This is a genomic window from Butyricimonas paravirosa (assembly GCF_032878955.1).
GTDB classification, from domain to species: Bacteria; Bacteroidota; Bacteroidia; order Bacteroidales; family Marinifilaceae; genus Butyricimonas; species Butyricimonas paravirosa.
This window is the reverse complement of sequence record NZ_CP043839.1, coordinates 1,907,051-1,932,333: the sequence shown is the minus strand read 5'-3', so window position 1 is coordinate 1,932,333 and position 25,283 is coordinate 1,907,051. Positions and strand designations below refer to the sequence as shown.

Genomic DNA, 25,283 nt, shown 5'->3' with positions numbered 1-25,283 from the left:
AAAACGGAAGGATATGAATTACACAATCAGCATGACAGACATTCTGCTGGCGGTATCGGTCGGCTGCAACCTCTGGTTCCTGTTCCTGCTCCTTTACGAGCGCATCATGGACACGCGGATTGTCCGCTTCTTCAAGGGCATTGTCGGATTATGGCGGTCACTGGACGGGAATGAGGCTAAACGCATAGCGGCACACGAGGAAGTCCCTGCGGAAAAGGCGGACATCATCGGCAAGAGCCGTTTCAGGATGGCATCCACCCGGACAACCGCTGCCATACCGACGCAAGAAGCCGCCACTATTGAAAAAGGCATTGAGCTGTCGGAGGAAGAGGCTACTTTTGACGACGGAAAAACGGGAAACGCATCCCGCCCGGCACAAGTCCCGGAGGAAAAACTCGATGAGACCTTCACGAGCATACCGCCGGAGGAACTGGGATACGGGGACGACGAACCGGAAGAGGACGCCTCGGACACGCCACGGGCTTCGGGCAGCAGCTTTGACGAGATTGACGACGCCTGCAAGACCGCCAAAAACCCGGACGCGACACAGGCGGAACGTGAAAAGGCGGCTAAGGTGTTCACCGACATGGAGGGCACGGAGTTGTACGAGAAAATGATGGAAGGCTCTTCGGAGATAGGCATCCGCATCAAGGGGCTTATCGAGATTCGGCTGAAGAAATCTGAAAAGGAGTTCGTCGTGCCGGACAACATCGAGGAGTTCGACATTCGCAACTATGTATGACAACAATAAAAGAAATGAACATGAAAGAATGACATCAACCCACGCGGCGAGGAAACGCAAGGCGCATCCCCATCCGCAACGGACACGCCCACGTCCGTGGAAACAAACGGGCATCCACTAAAACCAAAGTAAAGAAACAAAGTATCAACCGCCCGACAAAGGACCATCCACCCTTTTGACGGCAAAAAACAAGAACAGTTTATGAACAAGAACATCTTGAAAAACAGAAAAGCAATCCTCTCCGCGGCACTTGTCATCGCCGCAACCGCCTCCGCTTTCGCGCAGGGAAACGGCATCGCGGGCATCAACGAAGCCACCTCTATGGTGAGTTCTTATTTCGACCCCGGAACTAAACTGATATACGCCATCGGTGCAGTCGTCGGGCTTATCGGGGGCGTAAAAGTGTACGGCAAGTTTTCATCGGGCGACCCCGACACCAGCAAGACAGCCGCCTCGTGGTTCGGCGCGTGCATCTTCCTGATTGTTGCCGCCACCATCCTGCGCTCATTCTTCCTTTAATAAATAATGTATGGCTGAATACCCAATCAACAAGGGTATCGGCCGTCCGGTAGAGTTCAAGGGCTTGAAGGCACAGTACCTCTTCATCTTCTGCGGAGGTCTGCTGGCTCTCTTCGTCCTGTTCGTCATCCTCTACATGGTCGGTATCGACCAGTGGATATGTATCGGCTTCGGCGCGGCATCGTCCTCCCTCCTTGTATGGCAGACCTTCGCGCTGAACGCCCGGTACGGTGAACACGGGCTGATGAAATTAGGAGCGGCACGGAGCCATCCCCGATACCTTATCAACCGGCGGCGGATAACCCGTCTGTTCAAACGACAACGAAAGGAAGAAAGACAATGAGGAATACATCGAAAATGACAACACTGGAAAACAGGTTCCCACTTTTAGCGGTGGAGCATGGCTGCATCATCTCAAAGGACGCCGACATCACGGTGGCTTTCGAGGTGGAACTACCGGAACTTTACACCGTGACGGGTGCGGAGTACGAGGCGATACACAGTTGCTGGTGCAAGGCTATCAAGGTGCTGCCGGACTACTCCGTCGTCCACAAACAGGACTGGTTCATCAAGGAACGCTACAAACCGGAGCTTCAGAAGGACGACATGAGCTTTTTAAGCCGCTCTTTCGAGCGTCACTTCAACGAGCGTCCGTACCTGAAACACACCTGCTACCTCTACCTGACCAAGACAACAAAGGAGCGTAACCGGATGCAGAGCAATTTCAGCACGCTGTGCCGGGGACATATCATCCCGAAGGAGCTGGACAGGGAAACCACGACCAAGTTCTTGGAAGCCTGCGAACAGTTCGAGCGCATCATGAACGACAGCGGGCTTGTCAGGCTGCGCCGCCTCTCCACCGATGAGATTGTGGGTACTGAGGGAAAGACGGGACTTATTGAACGCTACTTCTCGCTCATGCCGGAAGGTGACACCACCTTGCAGGACATCGAGCTTTCGGCAAGGGAGATGCGCATCGGCGACAACCGCCTGTGTCTGCACACCCTCTCCGACGCGGAAGACCTGCCGGGCAAGGTGGCTACCGACACCCGTTACGAGAAGCTCTCCACCGACCGGAGTGACTGCCGACTGTCATTCGCCTCCCCGGTGGGGCTTCTGCTCTCCTGCAACCATATCTACAACCAGTATGTGCTGATAGACAACAGTGAGGAAACCTTGCAGAAGTTCGAGAAGTCCGCCCGTAACATGCAGTCGCTATCTCGCTATTCAAGGAGCAACAGCATCAACCGCGAGTGGATAGACCAATACCTGAACGAAGCCCATTCCTACGGACTGACCTCGGTACGGGCACACTTCAACGTCATGGCGTGGAGCGACGATGCGGAGGAACTGAAGCATATCAAGAACGACGTGGGCAGCCAGTTGGCAAGCATGGAATGCGTGCCGCGCCACAACACCATCGACTGCCCGACACTCTACTGGGCGGCGATACCCGGCAATGCGGCGGACTTCCCGGCGGAAGAGAGTTTCCACACCTTCATCGAACAGGCGGTGTGCCTGTTCACAGAGGAAACCAACTACCGCAGCTCGCTCTCGCCCTTCGGCATCAAGATGGTGGACAGGCTCACGGGAAAACCGCTGCACCTTGACATCTCCGACCTGCCCATGAAGCGAGGTATCACGACCAACCGCAACAAGTTCGTGCTGGGTCCTTCGGGCAGCGGCAAGTCTTTCTTCATGAACCACCTCGTGCGCCAATATTATGAGCAAGGCGCACATGTGGTATTGGTGGACACGGGAAACTCCTATCAGGGCTTGTGCGGCATGATCCGACGCAAGACAGGCGGAGCGGACGGTGTGTATTTCACCTACACGGAAGATAAGCCCATCAGCTTCAACCCGTTCTACACCGACGATTACATCTTCGACGTGGAGAAGAAGGACAGCATCAAGACCCTGTTGCTGACGCTCTGGAAGTCGGAGGACGACAAGGTGACAAAGACGGAGAGCGGCGAGCTGGGCAGTGCCGTGAGTGCCTATATTGAGCGCATCCAATCCGACCGTAGCATCGTGCCGTCGTTCAACACCTTCTACGAGTATATGCGTGACGACTACCGCAAGGAACTGGCACAGCGTGACATCAAGGTGGAGAAGTCCGACTTCAACATCGACAACATGCTCACCACCATGCGGCAGTATTACCGGGGCGGGCGTTACGATTTCCTGCTCAACTCCACGGAGAACATCGACCTGCTCGGCAAGCGGTTCATCGTCTTCGAGATAGATTCGATTAAAGAAAACCGCGAACTGTTCCCCGTCGTGACCATCATCATCATGGAAGCCTTCATCAACAAGATGCGGCGGCTGAAAGGCGTGCGGAAACAGCTTATCGTGGAAGAGGCTTGGAAGGCCCTCTCATCGGCGAACATGGCTGAATATCTGCGCTATATGTATAAGACGGTCAGAAAATATTACGGCGAGGCAATCGTGGTGACGCAGGAGGTGGACGACATTATCAGTTCTCCGGTGGTCAAAGAGAGCATTATCAACAACTCGGATTGTAAAATCCTGCTTGACCAAAGGAAATATATGAACAAGTTCGACCAGATACAGGCGTTGCTCGGACTGACGGAAAAGGAGAAGTCGCAGATACTCTCCATCAACATGGCGAACAACCCTTCACGGCTCTACAAGGAGGTGTGGATAGGCTTGGGCGGCACGCAGTCGGCGGTCTATGCCACGGAGGTCAGCGCGGAAGAGTATCTGGCGTACACCACCGAGGAAACGGAAAAAGTGGAGGTTTACCGTCTGGCGGAGAAGCTGGGCGACGACATCGAAGCCGCCATCCGGCAGCTTGCCGAAAGGCGGAGAAACAAGGAATAACTAAAAAACAGAATGTATCAACCAAAAAAGAAAAACGCGTATGAATTTACCAAAAGTGAAAATGCTGCAAGTCAGCAAGTGCCTTATCGGATTGGCGGTCATGATGCTGCAATCCTGCGACGTGGCCGACAACCGCCGCGACATGCTGTGCGGGAACTGGGAGAGCGTGGAGGGAAAACCTGACGTGCTTATCTACAAGGAGGGCGAAGCCTACAAAGTGACGGTGTTCCGTCGTAGCGGTCTGCGCCGCAAGCTCAAGCCGGAAACCTATCTCTTGCAGGAGGAGAACGGCAACCTGTTCATGAACACCGGCTTCCGCATCGACGTGTCCTACAACGAGGCCACGGATGTGCTGACTTTCTCGCCAAACGGGGACTATGTGCGGGTGAAGCCGCAGCCGGGACATCCGACCGAAGAATAACAACCACTAAAATCCAAAGTAACATGAGAACAAGAATAACAATGATTATCTGCCTGTGCCTGCTTTTCGCGGGCAGGGCAAGCGCACAGTGGGTCGTAAGCGATCCGGGCAATCTAGCGCAGGGCATCATCAATGCCTCCAAAAACATCATCCATACCTCCAAGACCGCCACGAACATGGTGAGCAACTTTCAGGAGACGGTGAAAATCTATCAGCAGGGCAAGAAGTATTACGATGCCCTCAAATCGGTGAACAATCTGGTCAAGGACGCCCGCAAGGTGCAGCAGACCATCCTGATGGTGGGCGACATCACAGACATCTATGTGAACAGTTTCCAACGGATGCTCCGTGACGGGAATTTCAGACCCGAAGAGCTTTCCGCAATCGCTTTCGGCTACACGAAACTGCTGGAGGAAAGCAACGAAGTGTTGACGGAACTCAGGAACGTGGTGAACATCACCACGCTCTCCATGACCGACAAGGAGCGCATGGACGTGGTGGAACGCTGCCACTCGAAGATGAAGCGTTACCGCAACCTCGTGAGCTACTACACGAACAAGAACATCTCCGTGAGTTACCTGCGTGCGAAAAAGAAGAACGACCTCGACCGCATCATGGGGCTGTACGGGAACATGAACGAAAGATACTGGTAGCCTATGAAGTTCGACAACCTTCATCAGATTTTACGTTCACTTTATGAGCAGATGATGCCGCTGTGTGGGGACATGGCTGGTGTGGCGAAAGGCATCGCCGGGCTGGGTGCGCTGTTCTACGTCGCCTACCGGGTATGGCAGTCGCTGGCGAGAGCTGAACCGATAGACGTATTCCCGATGCTCCGTCCTTTTGCCATCGGTCTGTGCATCATGTTCTTCCCGACTGTGGTGCTGGGCACGATAAACAGCATCCTCTCACCCGTCGTACAGGGCACGGCAAAGATGCTGGAGGCGGAAACGCTGGACATGAACCGATACCGGGAGCAGAAGGACAAACTGGAATACGAGGCGATGGTACGCAACCCCGAAACCGCCTACCTCGTGTCCAACGAGGAATTTGACAAGCAACTGGAGGAACTCGGCTGGTCGCCCTCCGACATGGTGACGATGGCGGGAATGTATATCGACCGGGGAATGTACAACATGAAGAAGAGCATCCGCGACTTCTTCCGCGAGATACTCGAACTGCTGTTCCAAGCCGCCGCCCTCGTGATAGACACCGTCCGCACCTTCTTTCTCGTGGTGCTGGCGATTCTCGGTCCGATAGCCTTCGCCCTGTCGGTATGGGACGGTTTCCAAAACACGCTCACGCAGTGGATATGCCGCTATATACAGGTCTATCTGTGGCTACCGGTATCGGACATGTTCAGCACCATACTGGCGAAGATACAGGTTCTGATGCTGCAAAACGACATCGAGCGGATGCAGGCAGACCCGAACTTCTCGCTGGATTCGAGCGACGGGGTGTATATCGTATTCCTCTGCATCGGCATCATCGGCTACTTTACCATTCCCACCGTTGCGGGCTGGATTATCCAAGCCGGAGGCATGGGCGGTTACGGTCGCAACGTGAACCAGATGGCGGGACGAGCCGGAAGCATGGCGGGCAGCGTGGCGGGTGCAGCCGCAGGAAACGCAGTCGGACGTGTCGGCAAATTGCTGAAATAATCAATGTGCAATCATAAATTGGAAAATATAAATGGAATTCAAATCACTTAGAAACATCGAATCGTCGTTCAGGCAGATACGCCTGTTCGGTATCGTCTTCCTCTCGCTGTGCGCCGTGGTGACGGTGTGGAGCGTGTGGAACTCCTACCGTTTCGCAGAGAAGCAACGGGAGAAAATCTATGTGCTGGACAACGGCAAGAGCCTGATGCTCGCCTTGTCTCAGGATTTGTCGCAGAACCGCCCGGCGGAGGCACGGGAACATGTGCGCCGTTTCCACGAGATGTTCTTCACGCTATCACCTGAAAAAAGCGCGATTGAACACAACGTGAAACGTGCCTTGCTGCTGGCGGACAAGAGCGTGTACCACTATTATTCGGACTTCGCGGAGAAGGGGTACTACAACCGCATCATCGCCGGGAACATCAACCAAGTGCTGAAGGTGGACAGCGTGGTGTGCGACTTCAACGCCTATCCCTACCGTGCCGTGACCTACGCCACACAGAAAATCATCCGGCAGAGCAACGTCACCGAGCGCAGCCTCGTGACCACCTGCCGCCTGCTGAACGCATCGCGGTCGGATGACAACCCGAACGGTTTTACCATCGAGGGTTTCACCATCATTGAGAACAAGGATTTACAGACTATCAAACGGTAACAGGACATGAAAAGTATCAGAAAATCAATGTGGGGCATGTATTGGAAACTCCACGACAAACGGAAACGCTTGGCGGCAAGTCTCAAAGGGTATCTGGACGGCTTGCCGCCGGAAACACGCCGCCGCATCGTGCTGGGGATGTTCGCCGCCTTCGCGGTGCTTGCCCTTTACACCTTCGGCAGAGCCGTCTATGACATCGGCAGGAACGACGGCTCACATATGGAAACGGGACACGCCGGACGGGTGGAACTGCCGACCCCGGCGGAAACAGGCAATCACTTAACACCTTATTTATATGGAACAGACAAAGAATGAACCGACGAAAGAGAACAAAGCTGCTCCCGAAACGGGGAAACCGAAAAAGGAGCGCGAACCGCTGACAGAGGCGCAACGGCTGAAACGGCAGAAGATGATCGTGCTGCCCGCTATGGTGTTGGTGTTCATCGGGGCGATGTGGCTGATATTCGCCCCGTCCTCCGGCAAGGAGCAACCGCCGGGAACGGACGGATACAACACCGAGATGCCCGACGCTGACAAGGCGAACCGGCAGATTATCGGCGACAAGCTGAAAGCCTACGAGCATGGGGAGATGGAAGAGCGTCAGGAGAGCCGCAACCGTGCCATCGGGCAGCTGGGCGACATGTTCGACCGCGAGATAGCGGGAACGGAGAACGGAGTGGACTTCGACCTCGCCAATCCGGGCGGCAAGGAAGAAAGGGCAAAGCCAGCCACGCCGCAGACCATCCAGTCCTCCGCAGCCGCCTACCGTGACCTGAACGCCACGCTCGGAAACTTCTACGACCAGCCGAAAAACGACAATGCGGAGATGGACGAATTGTTGGAGCGCATCGCATCGCTGGAGTCGGAACTGGAAAGCGAGAGGGGCAAGGCTTCCTCTATGGACGAGCAGGTGGCTCTTATGGAGAAGTCCTACGAGCTGGCGGCAAAGTACATGGGCGGTCAGAACGGAGGACAGCCATCGGCGGAACAGAGGGCAGAGCCAACTACCGTGCAGAAAGGGAAGAAGAACAAGGCAATGCCTATCAGACAGGTGGAGCATCAAGTAGTTTCTTCACTCTCACAGCCTATGAGTAACGCGGAGTTTGTCGCCGCCTTATCGCAGGAACGCAACCGGGGTTTCAACACGGCTGTCGGCACGGCGGAGGTATTGGACAGGAACACCATACCGGCGTGCGTGCATGGGGCGCAGAGCGTGACGGACGGGCAGACGGTAAGGCTGCGCCTGCTGGAGCCTATGGCGGTGGCAGGCAGGACAATACCCCGGGGTGCGGTGGTGGTCGGCACGGGCAAGATACAGGGTGAGCGGCTCGACATCGAGATTACCTCGCTGGAATACGACGGCACGATTATCCCCGTGGAGCTTGCGGTCTATGACACGGACGGACAGCCCGGCATCTTCATCCCGAACTCGATGGAGATGAACGCCGTCCGGGAGGTCGCCGCCAACATGGGCGGCTCGCTGGGAAGCAGCATCAACATCTCCACCAATGCCGGGGCGCAGCTCGCCTCCGACTTGGGCAAGGGGCTGATACAAGGCACGAGCCAGTACATCGCCAAAAAGATGCGAACCGTCAAGGTGCATCTGAAAGCCGGGTACAGGGTCATGCTTTACCAAGAAAAATATTGAAAACAATAAAAATTACCACTAAAATCCAAAAGTAATGAGAAAAGTAATCATCATGTTTGCCCTCGCTATGGGCATCATAACTGCCAACGCGCAGGAGAATGTAACCGTTGAAACGACCAACGGAAGTGAACAACCGACCTTGACGAAGGAGGTCTATCCGCAGAAGGAGGCGGACGGCGACCTATATCACGGGCTGTCACGCAAGCTGACCTTCGACCGCATGATACCGCCGTACGGTCTGGAAGTGACCTACGACAAGACCGTCCACGTCATTTTTCCGGCGGAGGTGCGCTATGTCGATTTAGGCTCGCCCGACCTGATTGCCGGGAAAGCCGACGGAGCGGAGAACATCATCCGTGTGAAGGCTACCGTAAGGAATTTTCCCAACGAAACGAATATGTCCGTCATCACGGAGGACGGCAGTTTCTACACCTTCAACGTGAAGTACGCCGCCGAACCGCTGTTGCTCAACGTGGAGATGTGCGACTTCATCCATGACGGCAGCACGGTGAACCGCCCGAACAACGCGCAGGAAATCTATCTGAAAGAGCTGGGCAGCGAAAGCCCGATGCTGGTGCGCCTTATCATGAAGTCCATCCACAAACAGAACAAGCGCGAGGTGAAGCATATCGGCTGCAAGCGTTTCGGCATCCAATACCTGTTGAAAGGCATCTACACGCACAACGGCTTGCTTTATTTCCACACGGAGATAAAGAACCAGAGCAACGTGCCTTTCGATGTGGACTACATCACTTGGAAAATCGTGGACAAGAAGGTTGCGAAGCGTACTGCCGTGCAGGAGCAGATTATTCTGCCGCTCCGCGCGCAGAACTACGCCACCCTCGTGCCGGGCAAAAAGAGCGAGCGCACGGTCTTCACGATGGCGAAGTTCACCATCCCCGATGACAAGTGCCTCGTGGTGGAATTGAACGAGAAGAACGGCGGCCGTCACCAGTCCTTCGTGATTGAGAACGAGGATTTGGTACGCGCGGGTACCATCAACGAACTTCAAGTACGCTGACCATGAGAAAGTACATCGCAATAATCATCGCGTCGCTTGCCCTTTTTACAGGGCAGGCGCACGCCCAGCGGTGTCTGCCGAAGATGCAGGGCATCGAGGTGAGGGCGGACATGGCGGACGGCTTCAATCTCGGCGGCAAGGACGGCGGGTACAGCTTCGGGGCGGCTCTCTCCACCTACACGAAGAAGGGGAACAAGTGGGTGTTCGGTGGCGAATACCTGTTGAAGAACAATCCCTACAAGGACACCAAGATACCCGTGGCGCAGTTCACGGCGGAGGGCGGCTATTACTTCAAGATACTGTCGGACGCCCGAAAGATTGTTTTCGTCTATGCCGGGGCTTCGGCTCTCGCCGGATATGAGGCGGTAAATTGGGGGAAGAAGGTGCTGCATGACGGCTCCACGCTGCACGACCGGGACGCCTTCATCTACGGCGGTGCGCTGACGCTCGATGTGGAGTGTTACGTGGCAGACCGTATCGCCCTGCTTGCCAACCTGCGGGAGCGTTGCCTTTGGGGTGGCGACACACGGAAGTTCCACACGCAGTTCGGGGTCGGTATCAAGTTCATCATCAACTGACACGGGCATGGAAAGGACGGAAATAGATGCTGTCAGAAGGATGCCGCTTGCGGATTTTCTCGCACGGCTGGGGCATGAGCCTGTCAGAAGGAGCGGTAACGAGCTGTGGTATCTTGCCCCGTACAGGGGCGAGCGCACATCCTCTTTCCGTGTGAACGTGGCGAAACAGCTCTGGTACGACTTCGGTTTGGGCAAGGGCGGCGACATCTTCACGCTTGCCGGGGAGTTTCTGCAAAGCGATGACTTCATGAAGCAAGCGAAGTTCATAGCGGAAGCCGCCAATATGACGGTTGCCGGATGGGAAAAGCCCGTCTATCTCTCGAAGCCGACCGAATCCGTTTTTGAGGATGTGGAGGTCGCTCCGCTGCTCCGCTCACTGCTGACGGAGTATTTAGAGGAACGGGGCATCCCTTACGCCATCGCATCCCGTCACTGCTGCCGCTTGAACTACGGTGTGCGTGGGAAACGGTATTTTGCCGTTGGCTTTCCGAACATGGCAGGTGGCTATGAAGTCAGAAGCCGATATTTCAAGGGTTGCATACCTCCGAAGTCTGTATCACTGGTAAAGGCGAATGACATCCCGGCTGACGAGTGCCTCGTGTTCGAGGGCTTCATGGACTTTCTCTCTGCCGTGACGCTTGGTGTAACCGGTAACGCTGACTGTCTTGTGCTGAACTCAGTCGCCAACGTGGAGAAGGCGGCGGGATTGCTGGACGGATACGGGCGCATCGGCTGCTTCCTCGACCGTGACGAAGCCGGACGGCGGACGCTTGCCGCACTTACCATGCGATACGGGGAACGTGTCACCGACCGTTCCTCCCTCTATGACGGTTGCAAGGACTTGAACGAGTACCTGCAACTGACAACGAAAAAACAGAAAAACAACCATCTAAAAATCGAAGAACAATGAACATACTGAACAACAGAAACAAGAGAACATCAATATTCAAGGCAGTGGCGTTATGCCTGATAGCCGCCATGTCATTCACCCTCGTGTCATGTGACGATGACATGGACATCCAGCAGTCCTATCCCTTCACGGTGGAGGTCATGCCCGTGCCGAACAAGGTAGTAAAGGGGCAGACAGTGGAAATCCGCTGTGAACTGAAAAAGGAGGGCGACTTTTCGGGTACGCTCTATACCATCCGCTATTTCCAGTTCGAGGGGGAAGGCTCGCTCAAAATGGATAACGGCATCACCTTCCTGCCTAACGACCGCTACCTGCTGGAGAACGAAAAATTCCGCCTGTACTACACGGCGGCGGGTGATGAGGCGCATAATTTCATCGTGGTGGTGGAGGATAACTTTAGCAACTCCTACGAACTGGAATTTGACTTCAACAACAGGAATGTAAAGGACGACGATCTTACCATCGTTCCCATCGGCAACTTCAGCCCCTTGTTGAAATGATGCGTGTATTCATGACAATGCTCTGTTCACTTCTGACGGTCTGTTCTGTGTCCGCGCAGATCAGCCGCCAAGAGGGAACGGACGGGCAGGCGGCAATCTACCGACTGCCGCTTATGGAACGTGCTTTTTTATGCTGCCGCTACTTTGAAGGCTGGCACTCAGAAAAACACTACCCATACGTCGGTTGGGGTCACAAACTTTTGCCAAACGAGAAGTATTCGGCACGAACCATGACAAAACGGGATGCGGATGAACTTTTGCGGAAAGACCTGCGCAAATTTGTCGCCATGTTCCGTAAATTCGGGGTTGATTCGATTTTGCTTGGCACGTTAGCTTACAATGTGGGACCGGCGAAGCTGTTAGGCAGCAAAACAATCCCCAAAAGCACCTTAATCAAGAAGCTGGAAGCTGGTGACAGGAACATCTACCGTGAGTATATAGCCTTCTGCAACTACAAAGGAAAACGCCACGCCATGCTGCTCAAACGGAGAAAGGCGGAGTTTGCGCTGTTGTATATCCCATAAAAGGACTGACAAAACTGGCAAAAGACGTGCCATATTTAACTTGGCACGTCTTTTGCTCTATCACTTGATAGATTATCGTAGGATTTTCTCGTTAATTGACATCGTTGAGCCATTTTTGCCTATCGGTTTCCAAATAACACTTCAAGTTGTAAGTGTTGTGAGAGCAATACAAAACATAGTTATTAACCATAAAAAGTATAGCGAAATTATGAAGAAAGTATTTAGGAAAATTCAGAAAGGAACAACAAAAATGATTGAACGTATCAAATCGTTGGGGGAAATGGAGACGAAGCAGAAATGTGTAGTTCAACGGTTCGAGATTATCATTCCCCTCCACCAAAAAATAACGACCCAATATATAGCCTCCGCAAGTTTTACTTGCGGATTTTTTAGTTATCGCAGATTGGACAAAGGTTTCTTTGCTACTTTCTTTGTCCGCCATCATGCTCACTGAAAGAAAGTAGGGCGGCTCTCGCCGCCCCGCCACTCAAAAGCGTGTGTAAAGTCCCGTCACCATCGTGAACATTTCCTCCAGCATATCAAAATAGATACCCTCGTGTACGGCAATGTCCTTTGTCTTGCACTCAAAGGTCTTTTTGCTGAACGTCCTGCGGTAGAAGCGCATATTGTAGAGGTCTGCCCCTTCGTCATAGATGATGTCAAGGCGGTTGGCACTTGTTTTGTTCCTTGCAAGGCTCATCCGTAAGCCGTTGCCCATATCTATGAAATCACGGCTACCTGTCATGGCGGTGAAGCGTTTTCCGCCTATCTGCTGTAATATCGTCTTGGCTATCATATCTTTTGTTTTTAGGGTTTTAAGTATTGGCGGTGCGGACACCGCCATCCCGTTCAAAATTCTCGCATTTCGGAAATGGGGGTCTGCCGTTGTAGCCACTCTTTCACACATTCCATATTGTACTCGCTCGTGATGACTGCCGTATGGCTGTCGGTGGCGGTGAAACGTGTGCTTTCGTAATCATCTATCCACCCCTTGAGGGTGTCCGTTCCCCACGCTCCGGTATCGTCAAAGATACCGTCCAATGCCGTGATAGGTTCGCTGAACTTGACTATCAGCGTTTGATAGGTCGTGTTCATAGTCTGTCCTCCTTTCCCTTCTTTGCGTTCAGCCACTTGTCCCGTGCGGCTCGGCACTCGTCCAACGTGGGTTTGACACAAGAGAACAATTCTCTGTCTATGGGGTGGCGGTAGTCGTACTGCACAAGTGTCCGCCTGCGTCTTCCGATACCCGATTGGAAACGCTCGTATTTCTCCGTACCTGCTTCCGCGCAGGTGCTTACTCCGTTGATGGTCATTCGTGTTGTCATAATGTTGCTTTTTAGATGGTTAAAAATGTACTGACAGAACTCTGTTCTTCATCACCATTTCGGGGTTGCTTGTGTAGCGTTGGTGCAGGTAGAAATGGTGTGAGCCGAAGCCGTAAAGGAAAAACTTGTCAAGTTCGTGCTTCTCGGCAAACTCCTTTACGCTCTTTCTCAATTCCCCCTCACTCGTTGTGAGAGTGAGGAGGTTCACAAATTCAAGGAACATCGTGGGGATTGCATCATCCCACACACAAATCATACTTTCAATTCTTACTTCCATATCAATGTTGTTTTAGGGGTTATGCTATGCCGCTTTCATCCGCTCACGGATAAGGTTGGCGTTCTTGTTCACAAGGTCTATGATGCGCTCGTGATATTCGGTGTCCTGGTTGTGCTTGCCGTGGCACTGCACCACTTCGAGGGTTCGCAAGTCCACCTCTACGGTTTCAATAATCTCATCGCCAATCCTTGCCGATAGTATGAGGGTGTCGGCTTTCTTGTAGTATCCACTGCCAAACACGCAGATGCCCTGCGTCTTGCCCTCGTTGTAATACTCGTCTATGCTTTCAAGCACCTTGACGATTATTTCCTCGTCCGTGATTACCAAGCCGAAGAATTTGGATTTGTTGGCGATGAAATCCTCCGCATCTTTCTTTCGTTGGAGTTGTCGCTGTTGCTCACGCTCACGCCTTTCAATCTCCCAACGGCGTTGCTCTGCGGCTCTTTCCTTCTCGTGTATGGCTTCAATTTTTCGGGTTGCGTTGTCGTGTGCCGCCATGAAATCTTCGGGACAGATGTTCTTCGGGTTACGGAGGTCTTGACCGAGTTTTTTGAGCATACGCAGATAGTCGCACCACATTGAGAGGTTGTCTATCTGATACTTGTGACGCTTGGCAATCAGATATGATGCCCAACATTCATCGGCAGTACGGGTATTGAAAAGAAAGTGTTTCATGACCTCAATCTCACCGCCTTTCATAAGGGTTTCAATTCTTGGGTCTGAAAGCAAGGCTTTGAAAAGACGCACGGGGGAGATGCCGTGGAAATCGCCCTTGAAGCCGTTACGTCTGAGTTGGGGCAATATCCTCATCTTTGGATATGCACAGCTTCTTGCCACCACATCATCGTATAGGCTGTTGTGCGGTCTTACCTCCATATCGCTGCCTAATGCCCACACATCGCAATAGCAGAAAAGGAAGCCACGGAGCAACGCCATGTCCGTAACCTTGCCGTCGGGTGAAATCCAACGCTGCACGACCTCGTGGCAGTAGAAACGCATCGGTTCGCCTTTCCTGCTCTCGCATCTGACCTGCGCCACGCGGATTACCTGATACCCTTTGCAGGTGGTTATCACGCTGAAATTCTGCGTTTCCTTGTAGATGCGTCTGCGTGTGTCCTGCACTTTGAGTTCGGCATGGCATTTGGGGCAGGTGCAGCCTTCAAGGGTGTCGCATAGTCCGCTGTCGCTGTGCCACTCGTGACCGCAGTCGGAACAGGTGATGTTCCCTTTCTTGGTGCGGTAGCCGATATGCTCAACGCAGTGGCGGTATGCCCAATCTATTTGTGTCGCTGATATGGGGCGAAGGTTGGCGGAAAGTCTTGCCACCTCTTTCTGTATCTTGGTCTTCGGTTTCATAAGCCTAAATCAAATAATGAGGGTTGGGGTTGGTTTTCTTTTCTCGCTGACGGTCTGTGGCGGTTCTGCAACTTGCGGAGTTCCTCCTCTTGGTATTTGCGGACAGCGTTCTGACGTGCCTCCGCCTTTTCCTCTGCCGTGAGTTTCACAACGTGGTTCACAACCACTTGGCAGTCCATCGGTTTGCCCACCTCTATCTCGTTTTCCTCATAGTAGTGGATGGCTTGCCCGAATATCTCTCCGTCCGTGAAACCGTTGCAACCGCTTTTCTGCACATAGTTCAGAATGTGGGTCACGCACTCGTCCATGTTCTTGGCAGGGTTGCGGTACTTCTTTGCAAATAGCGCATCTTCCTCCGCACGCTGTTCCAAGTACATATATATCGTTCTCTTGAAATGGTCTGTTCCTTTCATATCGCTGTCATTTTTAGATTATCTGTTTCAGTATCTCTCTCCAATAGGTCGGCTCTACCTCGCTGAGAAGGAAGTCCATGAAATCCCTCCGTGCGTCCTTGTTCAGTTCGTGGTACAATCTTCGGAAAGTTTCAAAATTGCCGTTGATGTACGTTTCCACCATATACACGAAGATGTTGTCCACCTCGTAATATCTGCACTGCTGCGCTGCCGTCTTGCTGTTTCTTTTTGCCATGTCGGTAAGGGTTAAAGGGTGAATAACCAAAGGATGAAGCCAAAGAAGGCAATGGTGGAAAGGATAGCCACGATTACACCTATCGCCACTCGGAACACTCCGTTTACAATCTCTCTGATGATGCCCCAAAGGATGCCGAACACCCCGAAGGCGGTGCGCATCATCAAGCCGCATATCGCCAACCCGATGTGTTGCGCCATTTGTCTGAAATTTGCCGTTGCCGTCATATCTTCGCTGTTTTTGATTTTTTTGTTTTTAATGCGGATTCAAGAGCTGAGGGAGTTGAGTTTCAAACTATCTTATCTGCCTCTCGTTTATCCGACATTTTTTTTATGCGTCTTTCTGTCGCATCGGTCGTTTTCGTTTCGGGTGCTTGAAAAGGTAGGGATTAGGGAATGCAAGGTTTTTCGGTCAAAATACTACCCGCAGGGCTGGAGATTTTTACCGAAAACAGGAGGCTTGACCTTGCTTTCCCGTCCAATCCCGGAATTACCTTTGCGCCCAGAACGAAAATGACTGACTGATGCGGCTTACTGAAAGGCGCAAAATGGAGGTAAACGAAAACAGAGGCAGATTGTGTAGAAAAAAACTTCAGGGGAAAATCCGTAAAAAAAAGAATCACCAAAAGGAAAAAGACATCACCGGAAGCGTGAAAAGGGCAAACCACAACAAAGGAAGTATGATTGTTTCCGATCCGACGGAACTTGTTCAGCCGGGTGGCAACAATCATTCTTCCCGGTTTGTCCGGCTGTGTGTGGGCGCCTGTTTCATTCATGGGGCAGGCTGACACACTCTGCATTCACTTTCCGCTTCCGGCAAAAGAGACAGCGAAAAAAGAAAAATCATTTGAAAACCCGTAAAAGCACCTCTTGGCATAGGCGCAAAAGAAAGGGGCATTGCTTCATCTGTCTAAACATCGTTTAGGCGTGAGGCAATGCCCTTTTCTCCAGCTATGCGGTAGTCGGCACACGTTTGTTCCAAACTCGTTTTGGGCAATGGTGTGCCGACGGACAATACCGCTTTTACGGAAAATTCTTATGAATGAGGGGATAAAAAACGGGAGTTTATATCAAAATCTCGAATTAAATAGCTACTTTTGCATACGAAGAGTTCTTTGAAGGTTACGCAACGCGCAGAAGGATAATGCAGTAGATAACTAACTAAATCGTAACCTATTACTATCAAGAGCAATTAACCTACGCTCATTTCCAATAAATTACACTCTTTTCGTAACTTCTACGAAGCAAAAATACAAATAATATGGCAGAATCGTGACATTTTAGGTTTATGTTTTATAACCTCAGGTATGAATGTTTTATGTTTTAGTGATTTATCTCGTTGATAAAATTGATACTATGACAAGCGACGATTCCTGCGGTCTCTGTTCGCAGGCGACTTTCGCCCAGGGTGACGGGAATGAAATTGTTTGCTAAAGCCAACGTGATTTCGTTTCCCGAGAAATCTCCCTCCGGGCCGATAAGAATCGTGGCGTTTTGACCGGGGGTATAAATCTCTTGGAGTGACTTTTTATTTCCTTCATCGCAATGGGCGATACACTTCAATGAGTTTTGATTGTTTTTTACAAAACAAGAAAATTCGATCATGGGATTGAGTCGTGGCAGGTAGGCTTTCAAGGATTGTTTCATGGCAGAAATAATCACTTTTTCCAGCCGTTCTTCTTTGATTACTTTGCGTTCCGAGTGATCGCAAAGTAGAGGTGTAATTTCGTCAATCCCGATCTCCGTGCATTTTTCCAAGAACCATTCGATGCGTTCAATATTTTTTGTCGGGGCAATGGCAATGTGAATATGGTAATCCCGTTTTCCGTAATTTTCTGTTTTTTCAACGCATCTGACTTCACAGCGTTTAGGGTGCGCTTGAATAATCTCGCAACGGTAAAAGCCACCTTTCCCGTCAACAAGGAAAATCTCGTCGCCTATTTCGAGACGAAGAACTTTGACACAATGTTTTGATTCTTCCTCGGGTAGCGTGTACTCGTTTGTTGTGGTGTCAGGCGTGTAAAACAGGTGCATAAATAAGTATTTTGATTTCGATACAAAAGTAAGAAAATACAATGGATTTGAGTATAGGTTTGAGAATCATTTAATGATCGTTTAAAAACATTGCAATATATAAATAAATTCGGTAATCGTAAAAAATTTAGTCATTTATTGTCATTTCTCGTAAACAGATAGTTAGCTAGTGTCGAGAAACGAAACTTTATTCTTACATTATCAATGTCTTTAAACGATCGTTTTTTGACATGATATTTTTAGGTGTGTATTTGTTTTATTCAATTGTATAATAAGTAATTGATAAGAGTGTGGAGTGAAAATAAATTTTAATTGTAAAATTATGAAAAAAATCCTAGTTGCAATTCTGTGTTTAATCTTTTTGGGAGCTTGTACCCAGAAAGATGGAAGAGATCAAACGGGGAATTCTGAAAATTATTTGGAATTGTCCGTACGCTCCGGTTCTGCTGGCATGACACCAGTGACGATGCCGGTGAATGTGTATAATTTTAATGGATTATCCTCGAATCAAGTCTGTGAGCCGGACTATTTTACGGCTGAAGAAAAAATTTCGTATCAAGATTTATTACCGGGAAAATACACGTTTTTTGTTTTAGGAAATGTGCCGGTTAAGGAGATGGCGTCTCTCTATCTCACGGGACGGGAAATGAAAGATGTAAATTTACGTTGGATGTGGGATTCAATTCCTGAACTTTTTGGGGGGATTGCCTATGTGGATGGCTCAGAAGAGACAAAGACGATCGAAATGAAACGTCTGATTGGTAAGGTAAACGTTCATGTGACAAATTCATCTGAATTTCAGACTGTCGAATTGGCGTTACAGTGTGATACATATAGTGATACGATTCAAATCGAGGATTACGTTCTTCGAATTCGCACGGATTACGGTTTTGGAAATCTAATGGTGGATAAAGATATTTCGTTTTTTCCCACGGAGGGACCATTGAGAGGGACTATTATCGCTTCGGATGAGAGCGGAATATATTATTTTGATTTTGTCGCTAAGAATCGTATTCAACGAAATAAGAGATTAGAATTGAATTTAACATTGAACAAGGCTTCTTCTCTTGGTCGTTCCGCAAATGTTGTCAATGGAGCGGTGACTTGTGTGGAAAAAGTAACGGAATTATAATTTAATAAGATAGTGAGATGAAAAGAATACTATATACATTTATTATATTGTCAACCGTTTGGTTTACAGGTTGTCAGAAAGACCAGCTTGACGGGGAGATCCCGGGGCAGGAGATTCCCTTGACTTTTAGCGGTCGGTCGTCCAATTTGTCTTTAGAAGCTTTATCCCAGGAGGTGAATGCTTTGCATTTGTTGATTTTTAACGAGGATGGGACTTTAAGTCAACATAAACAATATGCTGGTTTGAAGGATGTTAAACCGGTTAAATTAGTTTTAGGAAAATATACTTTTGCTTATTTATCTAATATTGATGAGGCTCAAATTAGTGGAATTGAGGAAGGAAAAACGCTGGAGGATGTGACCCTTTCATTGGAAAAAGATACTGATGGAGAGAATGTGTTGCCCGGTAGCATCTTTGCCGGTAAGAGCGAGGTCGTGGTTGGGGAGGACAAGACAAGTAATGCTGAGTTGAGTCGTTTGGTCGGGAAATTAGATATAAACGTAGAGGGTGTGAAAAGTGGTGTGGAAGTTAAAAGTGTAACTTTATTGGGATCACCGGAAAAAATTCGTTTTGATGGTAGTGCCGTGGGTGATCCCGTGCGGTTGAAAGTCCCGATGAAAGAACAAGGGCAACAACTAAAGGGTGAAGCGATAGCTTTTCCTACTTGTCAGGATACTCTTGCCCGTTTAGCATTTCAGATAGAAGTAAACGGAGAAATACAGAATTACGTGGTTGGATTAAAGAATCGGGTGGAAGCGAATAAAATTCACACGATTAATGCGAAAATAAACGTGTCAGGGGGACTCGTGAACGTGACGATCGAGATGGATGTGGAACCTTGGGGAGAAACGGTGTCGGAAGATCTTTCCGTGGATCAAAGGAAATTCGTGGATACATTGACCGTTAAATTATTGATGGAAACTGGTTCTCCCGAGGATTTGCGACAGGTGAGAACCTTGAATATGCATTTCTTGAAAAATGATGGTGACGCCAATGAGTTTTCCATCAATGTTGACAGTTGGAATGCGGAAAGTTTAATGGTTTGGAGTGAAGACACGCTTATCGTGACGCATTTTAATCAGGTGCTTCAAGGGAATTATTCCCTAGTTGCAATTTCATTAAGGGATTCATCCGGAATGAATATGTATGTATTACAGTCTGAAGTCGAAAATGTAATTATTGATTCAACCGGAAGTGTGGTGATCGTGCTACCTAAAATGAAAGATATTGCAGCGGGTGACTTGCAGGCGATGTTGGAAATTCGGGAAGCTTTGAGAGCGGCAAACGTCAGTATGGTAGATAATTGGGAATCAGATAATTTGAATTTGTGGCATAATGTCCATTTGGATGAAAATGGACGTGTGATCGGTATTGGTTATCAAGAATGGGAAGACTTCTTGGAAGATTATGACCAGGTTGACATGACAAAGAAGGCATCCATGAAAGCGAATATATTGACCCGAAGTAGCGAGGAGTATCCTGTTTGGAGTTTACCGGAGTCATTTAAAAATTTAACTGCTTTGAAGTGGTTCAATATGGGAGAGTCATATGGTAGTTTGGCGGAAATTCCCTCTTATATGAAAGAAATGACTGCGCTGGAAGAATTGAGTGTGAACACGGATGCAACTTCTCTTCCGGAATTACCCGCTAATTTGATTTATTTGAACGTTAGTAGCTTGACTTTAACTGCGATACCGACACATATCGGTAATTTGACAAAATTGGAAGGTTTGGTATTCAGCGTTCCTTACGAGAATGATGATGAGGAAATCGGTGATTATTTTCCGATGCTTTCGAAGTCTCGAATTACTTCTGCGGATTTGGATTTTTCAGGATTAACGAACTTGAAATATTTGTATCTTGTTGCGACGCCTTCCTGCGAATTGCCTGCTTCGGTTTGGAATGTGACGAGAAACGTGATTGAATTTGCAATTGCCGGATTTCGTAATGTACAAATTCCTTCTTCTGCTGATTTCTCGTCTATTCGGGAATTTTCCGTGGCTAATGAAAATATGTTACCAGCGGATATTGAGAGAATAAAGAGTTTTCAGGTGACTCGTTTAAGGTTGTATTCTCCTGTTTTCGGGAAAAATGGATTGCCGGATTGGATGGGACAAATGAACTCGTTGAAGAGTATTACACTGGATAGTTGTGGAATTACTTCAATCCCGGAATCTTTCAATAATTTAAATAATTTGGAGGATTTATATTTGCCGAGGAATCCGGAATTGACAGGTATATTACCTGCAGGTTTGCTGGAGGTGTATAATTCGGGTAATTTGTATGTTAGTGCTTCCGATTCTCCTAATTTTAGTCCGGATGGGATCATGTTGAGCGTGGATAATAATTTAATAATGGCGCCTGCGGAAGGTGGAATATATTTTGTAGAAGTCCGGTCAAATGCAGAATGGACTTGTGAAGTCTTATGGGCGGAGTATGTTCATGTCGCTTTACTTGATGGGAACGAGAATGTAACAGATTCGATTGTCGGGGGAAATGGCGTGTTGACTGGGCGAGGAAATGCCAGATTGCGGGTAACCGTGGACCCGAATAACCCGAATAATTATTGGCCAGAAAGAAATGGAGATATTACGATTCATTCGGGGCGGCATGTGGCATATATTAACGTGGTGCAGAAGGAAATGCTGGATCCCGTGCTTGATGTTTCCCAGAGCGTATTTACTGTCCGTTCGGGAGATACGATCGTGTTTGACGTAACCTCCAATATGGGATGGAATGTAGATGTGATGACAATTTCAGGTGACGGGTGGATGGATATGAACATGTGCTATGGAGAAGGAAATCAACGGCTGGAATGTACGGTACATGCTAATCAGTCAAGTGTATATAAGATTATTATTACTGATTACAACCAGTTTAAATCAGCGGAAGTCACAGTAAACGTGGAACCGGATTCCGGAGAGATCCCGCGAGATTCGACAAGAATAAATTAACCGAATGTACAAATAGTAACCATTAAAAATGGAATAAATGAAAAGAATTATCTATACATTGATGACATTCTCCTTGATTGTAGGATTTTGGGGTTGTGGAGGTTCTGGTGGCGGGGAGGATGAACCGGAACCTATTCCGGGAGAGAAAGTTGTTAAAGTCGAATGCGTATTGAAAAGTGGTGTTAGCAGTTTGGACGATACCGGGTTGAAAGGGATCATTTCTCACGTGCGATTATACGTGTTTGATCAGGCAGGAAAACTTCAGGAGAGTTTTAAATATAACTCTGTGGATGGAATTGAAAAATTGGAATTGAACAAAGGAAACTACACGATTGTGTTTGTTGGTAACGTGTTGGAGGATGCCAATATTGCGGGTGATGTGGTTGGAACCGCTCTTTCTGATATGAAAATCCAGTTGACGAAGAAGGAAGGTGCAGCAAATTTCACGCCATTAGGGGATGTGCTTTTTGCGAAAAGTTCGCTAGCTGTAGGAGATGATGATACTAGCGTGGAACTGACAGCGAAGCGAACGTTGGCGACGACAAAGATGCAAGTGACTGATTATTCAGGAAAGATTGCGGAAGTGGGAATACTCGTGCCTAACGTGGGGACGACACTTGCCTTCGGGGAGACCGAATGGAAGAATCCAGGAACTGTATTCGTGACGATGACTAAAGGTGGGAATATACGAGGATTCTCGCGTGCGGAAGAAGAAAACCATTATTCTGCCACGATGAATATTGTTGTGCTTGATGAAGGTACGAGTACTGGTGCGAGCAATAATATTGAGTGTAATATTATTGCAAGGGATGATACTCGAGAGATCGTTTTGACTCAAGCCTTGACTCTGGACGTGAAAACGAAACCAGATATGCAGGTGGTTACGAATATGGAGGTGAACGAGAGTGATGTGGGCGATGGACAACTGGAATCTGCCGTGAATAAAGTGGAGACGACGGATGAAACTGGAAACACGGAAGTTTTACCGGATGATAAAATTGATATTAAGAAAAACGACGTGAATGTGAATGTGTTGCCGGGAGACTGGCAAATTGGAAACACGGAAGATGTGGAGGTTGGAAAACCGGAGAGTGTGGTTCAGCCGGAAGGGACAGAAAAAGATTGGGAAAAAGGTAACGTAGAAGACGTCGTGGTAAAAGATTAAAAAGTGAGGTCATGAATAAAAGCACCATTTTTACCTGAATCAGAGGTAAAAAATGGTGCTTTTTTATGATGAACAATGAGGTTGTCCCAAAATTGAAGTGAACCCTCATTTTATTTATTCATCCTCATCCTTCTCCTCTTGGTAAGCTTTCAACAACTCGTCTTGAACTTCAGCCGGTACTTTTTCATATCCGGAGAAATTCATGGTGAAAGAGGCTCGTCCTCCCGTGATGGAACTCAATGCCGTGGAGTAGCGTTGCATCTCTTTCAACGGTACTTTAGCCATCAATTTCTGGAATCCGGAATCGGCTTCCATACCCATGATGATTGCTCTACGGGTTTGCAGGTCGCCCATGACGTCACCCATGTATTCATCCGGAACGAGAACTTCCACGTCATAGATCGGCTCCAAAATCTTTGGGGATGCTTGTTTGAACGCCGTGCTGAAAGCGTGACGTCCGGCAAGTTTGAACGAGATTTCGTTTGAATCCACGGGGTGCATTTTTCCGTCGTATACGCTGACACGTATATCCCGTGCGTATGACCCGGTAAGCGGTCCTTCTTCCATCTTTTCCATGATCCCTTTCAGAATAGCGGGCATGAAACGGGCGTCGATCACACCTCCCACGATACAGTTGTAGAATACCAGTTTACCGCCCCACGGAAGTTCAACGACTTCAGTGTCTTTCACGGAAATTTTACTATCCACGCCATTGATCTTGTACATGGTCGGGGCGGGCATTCCTTCCGTGTAGGGTTCGATCACGAGATGAACCTCGCCGAATTGTCCGGCACCACCCGATTGTTTCTTGTGGCGATAGTCCGCGTAAGCATATTTCGTGATGGTTTCACGGTACGGGATACGTGGCGGGTAGAATTCGATTTCCAGTTTATCGTTATGCTCTATACGCCATTTCATCGTGTTCAAGTGGAATTCTCCCTGGCCGGAAATAATCATTTGTTTCAATTCTTTGGAATATTCCACGAGGAAGGTCGGGTCTTCTTGGTGAATCCGTTGCAGGACTTCCGCCAGTTTTTCTTCGTCGCTCGTGTTCACGGCCTTGACGGCTGTTCTGAAACGAGGATTCGGGTATTGTATCTTGCCGAACTTGTAATGAACGTCTTTCTCGTTCAAGGTATCGCCGTTATTTGTGTTTTTCAATTTCACGGTAGCCCCGATGTCTCCGGCCATCATTTCGGTCACTTTTGTCCGGTTCTTCCCGGCCACGGCATATAGTGTCGAGATACGTTCTTTCGCGTCATTGGTGGCATTGTACAGGTCGTCCCCCTCGTGGACAGTCCCGGATGCCACTTTGAAGTAGATCACTTCACCCAAGTGAGGTTCAACTGTCGTGTTGAACATATATAAAGAAGTCGGGCCTTTCTCGTCGTACGGAACTTCGTCCCCGTCTTCCGTAATGGAAGGTGGCATGGAGCCGGCACTGGGAGCCACGTTGATCACGAACTCCATGAAACGGCGCACGCACATATCTTTTTCTGCCGATACGCAGAAAACGGGGAACATATCCCGTGCGATAAGTCCTTTGCGGATGCCGGCACGCATTTCATCTTCTGTGAGACTACCTTTGTCAAAGAACAATTCCATCAATCCCTCGTCGTTTTCGGCGGCCGCTTCGATTAGCGCGTTATGTAATTCGTTCGCTTTTTCTTCTTCTTCCTTGGGAATGGGGAGTACGTCGGGTTTACCACCTTCCGGTTTCCATTGATACATCTCCATTTTCAATACGTCGATGACGCGGTTAAAGCCGATTCCCGGGTTCACCGGGTATTGAACTAGCACGACTTTCGAGCCGAAAGCTGCCTTGGCTTGTTCCACCGCGTGATCAAAGTTTGCTTTCTCGTGATCAACCTGATTTATAACGAAAATGAGCGGTTTGTTTAGTCTTTTGGCATGGCGGCTGATGATTTCGGTACCGACTTCAATACCTCTGACGGCGTTAATAACCATTACTCCGGTATCAACAACGTTCAGCGCAGAGATAACTCCTCCGACGAAATCGTCTGCTCCCGGCGTGTCGATGAAATTGAGCTTATGCTCCTTCCATTCTGTATACAATACAGCCGGGAATACTGATGATCCGTATTCCTGTTCTACCGGACGGTAGTCGGATGAAGTGTTTTTTGCACTAATGCTACCTCTGCGCGGGATGACCCCGCCCTCATACATCATAGCTTCCGCTAACGTGGTTTTGCCGGACCCGGCACTACCCACGAGCGCGATGTTTTTAATTTCGTTAGGTTTATAGGTTTTCATTATAATACGGTTTAGATTAATATTGTAAACGTATATAACTCTTCGAATAATTCGAGGGTTACAAATTAGTGAAGATTTTCTAAAAAAACAATAGAG

Annotated in this window: 30 protein-coding genes; 19 read left to right on the top strand and 11 right to left on the bottom strand. The window is 49.2% G+C overall.

Annotation, left to right across the window (positions count from 1 at the left end):
• Positions 1–13: 13 nt before the first annotated feature.
• The 16 genes from F1644_RS08155 (at position 14) to F1644_RS08080 (ending at position 12,477) form a co-directional block, all read left to right on the top strand.
• A complete protein-coding gene (locus tag F1644_RS08155; protein WP_004304280.1) occupies positions 14–742 on the top strand; it encodes a hypothetical protein in 729 nt (242 codons plus the stop codon).
• A 201-nt stretch (positions 743–943) separates the two neighbouring features.
• The gene (locus F1644_RS08150; protein ID WP_002560983.1) at positions 944–1,261 is read left to right on the top strand and encodes a DUF4134 domain-containing protein; all 318 of its coding nucleotides are present in this window, start codon (positions 944–946) and stop codon (positions 1,259–1,261) included.
• Between the two features lie 10 nt (positions 1,262–1,271).
• Positions 1,272–1,604 (top strand): DUF4133 domain-containing protein, encoded by a 333-nt coding sequence (locus F1644_RS08145; RefSeq protein ID WP_004291514.1) that lies wholly within the window; start codon positions 1,272–1,274, stop codon positions 1,602–1,604.
• Complete coding sequence (locus tag F1644_RS08140; RefSeq protein WP_004291515.1) at positions 1,601–4,105, top strand: TraG family conjugative transposon ATPase; 2,505 nt, start codon at positions 1,601–1,603, stop codon at positions 4,103–4,105. Before F1644_RS08145 ends, F1644_RS08140 begins: the two co-directional genes overlap by 4 nt.
• A gap of 40 nt (positions 4,106–4,145) precedes the next feature.
• Positions 4,146–4,526 (top strand): DUF3876 domain-containing protein, encoded by a 381-nt coding sequence (locus F1644_RS08135; RefSeq protein WP_004291516.1) that lies wholly within the window; start codon positions 4,146–4,148, stop codon positions 4,524–4,526.
• A gap of 23 nt (positions 4,527–4,549) precedes the next feature.
• Complete coding sequence (locus tag F1644_RS08130; RefSeq protein WP_004304283.1) at positions 4,550–5,179, top strand: DUF4141 domain-containing protein; 630 nt, start codon at positions 4,550–4,552, stop codon at positions 5,177–5,179.
• A gap of 3 nt (positions 5,180–5,182) precedes the next feature.
• Positions 5,183–6,187 (top strand): conjugative transposon protein TraJ, encoded by a 1,005-nt coding sequence (traJ, locus tag F1644_RS08125; protein ID WP_004291518.1) that lies wholly within the window; start codon positions 5,183–5,185, stop codon positions 6,185–6,187.
• Between the two features lie 31 nt (positions 6,188–6,218).
• Entirely contained in the window at positions 6,219–6,842 is a 624-nt protein-coding gene (gene traK, locus F1644_RS08120) for a conjugative transposon protein TraK (protein ID WP_004291519.1), read from the top strand.
• Between the two features lie 27 nt (positions 6,843–6,869).
• On the top strand, positions 6,870–7,157 hold the full coding sequence (locus F1644_RS08115; protein WP_018697145.1) for a TraL conjugative transposon family protein: 288 nt from the start codon (positions 6,870–6,872) through the stop codon (positions 7,155–7,157).
• Entirely contained in the window at positions 7,138–8,490 is a 1,353-nt protein-coding gene (gene traM, locus F1644_RS08110; RefSeq protein ID WP_004291521.1) for a conjugative transposon protein TraM, read from the top strand. Before F1644_RS08115 ends, traM begins: the two co-directional genes overlap by 20 nt.
• Positions 8,491–8,524: 34 nt before the next feature.
• On the top strand, positions 8,525–9,511 hold the full coding sequence (traN, locus tag F1644_RS08105; RefSeq protein ID WP_168044536.1) for a conjugative transposon protein TraN: 987 nt from the start codon (positions 8,525–8,527) through the stop codon (positions 9,509–9,511).
• 2 nt (positions 9,512–9,513) lie between these two features.
• On the top strand, positions 9,514–10,089 hold the full coding sequence (locus tag F1644_RS08100) for a conjugal transfer protein TraO (protein ID WP_004291523.1): 576 nt from the start codon (positions 9,514–9,516) through the stop codon (positions 10,087–10,089).
• 7 nt (positions 10,090–10,096) lie between these two features.
• On the top strand, positions 10,097–10,999 hold the full coding sequence (locus tag F1644_RS08095) for a toprim domain-containing protein (protein WP_004291524.1): 903 nt from the start codon (positions 10,097–10,099) through the stop codon (positions 10,997–10,999).
• Entirely contained in the window at positions 10,996–11,499 is a 504-nt protein-coding gene (locus F1644_RS08090) for a DUF3872 domain-containing protein (protein WP_004291525.1), read from the top strand. Before F1644_RS08095 ends, F1644_RS08090 begins: the two co-directional genes overlap by 4 nt.
• Positions 11,496–12,023 carry a glycoside hydrolase family protein gene (locus tag F1644_RS08085; protein WP_004291526.1) on the top strand — a complete coding sequence of 176 codons (528 nt, stop codon included), beginning with the start codon at positions 11,496–11,498 and terminating at the stop codon, positions 12,021–12,023. The genes F1644_RS08090 and F1644_RS08085 overlap by 4 nt, the downstream gene beginning before the upstream one ends.
• Positions 12,024–12,087: 64 nt before the next feature.
• Entirely contained in the window at positions 12,088–12,477 is a 390-nt protein-coding gene (locus F1644_RS08080; RefSeq protein ID WP_004291527.1) for a hypothetical protein, read from the top strand.
• Between the two features lie 33 nt (positions 12,478–12,510).
• On the opposite strand, the gene F1644_RS08075 is transcribed toward F1644_RS08080, so the two are convergent.
• The 10 genes from F1644_RS08075 to F1644_RS08025 all read right to left on the bottom strand — a co-directional run bounded on the left by F1644_RS08075 (position 12,511) and on the right by F1644_RS08025 (position 17,662).
• Positions 12,511–12,819, bottom strand: a complete 309-nt coding sequence (locus F1644_RS08075) for a hypothetical protein (protein WP_004304290.1) — start codon at positions 12,817–12,819, stop codon at positions 12,511–12,513.
• Between the two features lie 53 nt (positions 12,820–12,872).
• The gene (locus F1644_RS08070) at positions 12,873–13,118 is read right to left on the bottom strand and encodes a DUF6956 domain-containing protein (protein WP_004291529.1); all 246 of its coding nucleotides are present in this window, start codon (positions 13,116–13,118) and stop codon (positions 12,873–12,875) included.
• Positions 13,115–13,348, bottom strand: a complete 234-nt coding sequence (locus tag F1644_RS08065; RefSeq protein ID WP_004304291.1) for a DUF3873 domain-containing protein — start codon at positions 13,346–13,348, stop codon at positions 13,115–13,117. Before F1644_RS08065 ends, F1644_RS08070 begins: the two co-directional genes overlap by 4 nt.
• Positions 13,349–13,367: 19 nt before the next feature.
• Positions 13,368–13,625, bottom strand: a complete 258-nt coding sequence (locus tag F1644_RS08060) for a hypothetical protein (RefSeq protein WP_004291531.1) — start codon at positions 13,623–13,625, stop codon at positions 13,368–13,370.
• A gap of 24 nt (positions 13,626–13,649) precedes the next feature.
• Positions 13,650–14,981: a PcfJ domain-containing protein gene (locus tag F1644_RS08055; protein ID WP_004291532.1), complete on the bottom strand. Its 1,332-nt coding sequence runs from the start codon at positions 14,979–14,981 to the stop codon at positions 13,650–13,652.
• Positions 14,978–15,394, bottom strand: a complete 417-nt coding sequence (locus tag F1644_RS08050; RefSeq protein WP_004291533.1) for a PcfK-like family protein — start codon at positions 15,392–15,394, stop codon at positions 14,978–14,980. Before F1644_RS08050 ends, F1644_RS08055 begins: the two co-directional genes overlap by 4 nt.
• A 13-nt stretch (positions 15,395–15,407) precedes the next feature.
• A complete protein-coding gene (locus F1644_RS08045) occupies positions 15,408–15,629 on the bottom strand; it encodes a hypothetical protein (protein ID WP_004291534.1) in 222 nt (73 codons plus the stop codon).
• Positions 15,630–15,640: 11 nt separating this feature from the next.
• On the bottom strand, positions 15,641–15,856 hold the full coding sequence (locus F1644_RS08040; RefSeq protein WP_004291535.1) for a hypothetical protein: 216 nt from the start codon (positions 15,854–15,856) through the stop codon (positions 15,641–15,643).
• A gap of 161 nt (positions 15,857–16,017) precedes the next feature.
• Entirely contained in the window at positions 16,018–16,404 is a 387-nt protein-coding gene (locus tag F1644_RS08035; RefSeq protein ID WP_009126113.1) for a hypothetical protein, read from the bottom strand.
• A 547-nt stretch (positions 16,405–16,951) separates the two neighbouring features.
• On the bottom strand, positions 16,952–17,662 hold the full coding sequence (locus tag F1644_RS08025) for a 16S rRNA (uracil(1498)-N(3))-methyltransferase (protein WP_118305647.1): 711 nt from the start codon (positions 17,660–17,662) through the stop codon (positions 16,952–16,954).
• Positions 17,663–17,984: 322 nt separating this feature from the next.
• On the opposite strand from F1644_RS08025, the gene F1644_RS08020 reads away from it, so the two are divergent.
• Genes F1644_RS08020 through F1644_RS08010 form a run of 3 tightly spaced genes read left to right on the top strand, consistent with a single transcriptional unit; the run spans position 17,985 to position 22,913 of the window.
• Positions 17,985–18,794, top strand: a complete 810-nt coding sequence (locus F1644_RS08020) for a FimB/Mfa2 family fimbrial subunit (protein ID WP_087422005.1) — start codon at positions 17,985–17,987, stop codon at positions 18,792–18,794.
• Between the two features lie 17 nt (positions 18,795–18,811).
• Positions 18,812–21,748 carry a FimB/Mfa2 family fimbrial subunit gene (locus F1644_RS08015; RefSeq protein ID WP_087422004.1) on the top strand — a complete coding sequence of 979 codons (2,937 nt, stop codon included), beginning with the start codon at positions 18,812–18,814 and terminating at the stop codon, positions 21,746–21,748.
• A 37-nt stretch (positions 21,749–21,785) separates the two neighbouring features.
• Positions 21,786–22,913, top strand: a complete 1,128-nt coding sequence (locus F1644_RS08010; RefSeq protein ID WP_118305649.1) for a FimB/Mfa2 family fimbrial subunit — start codon at positions 21,786–21,788, stop codon at positions 22,911–22,913.
• A gap of 114 nt (positions 22,914–23,027) precedes the next feature.
• On the opposite strand, the gene F1644_RS08005 is transcribed toward F1644_RS08010, so the two are convergent.
• Positions 23,028–25,187 (bottom strand): elongation factor G, encoded by a 2,160-nt coding sequence (locus tag F1644_RS08005; protein ID WP_118305650.1) that lies wholly within the window; start codon positions 25,185–25,187, stop codon positions 23,028–23,030.
• Positions 25,188–25,283 lie beyond the last annotated feature (96 nt).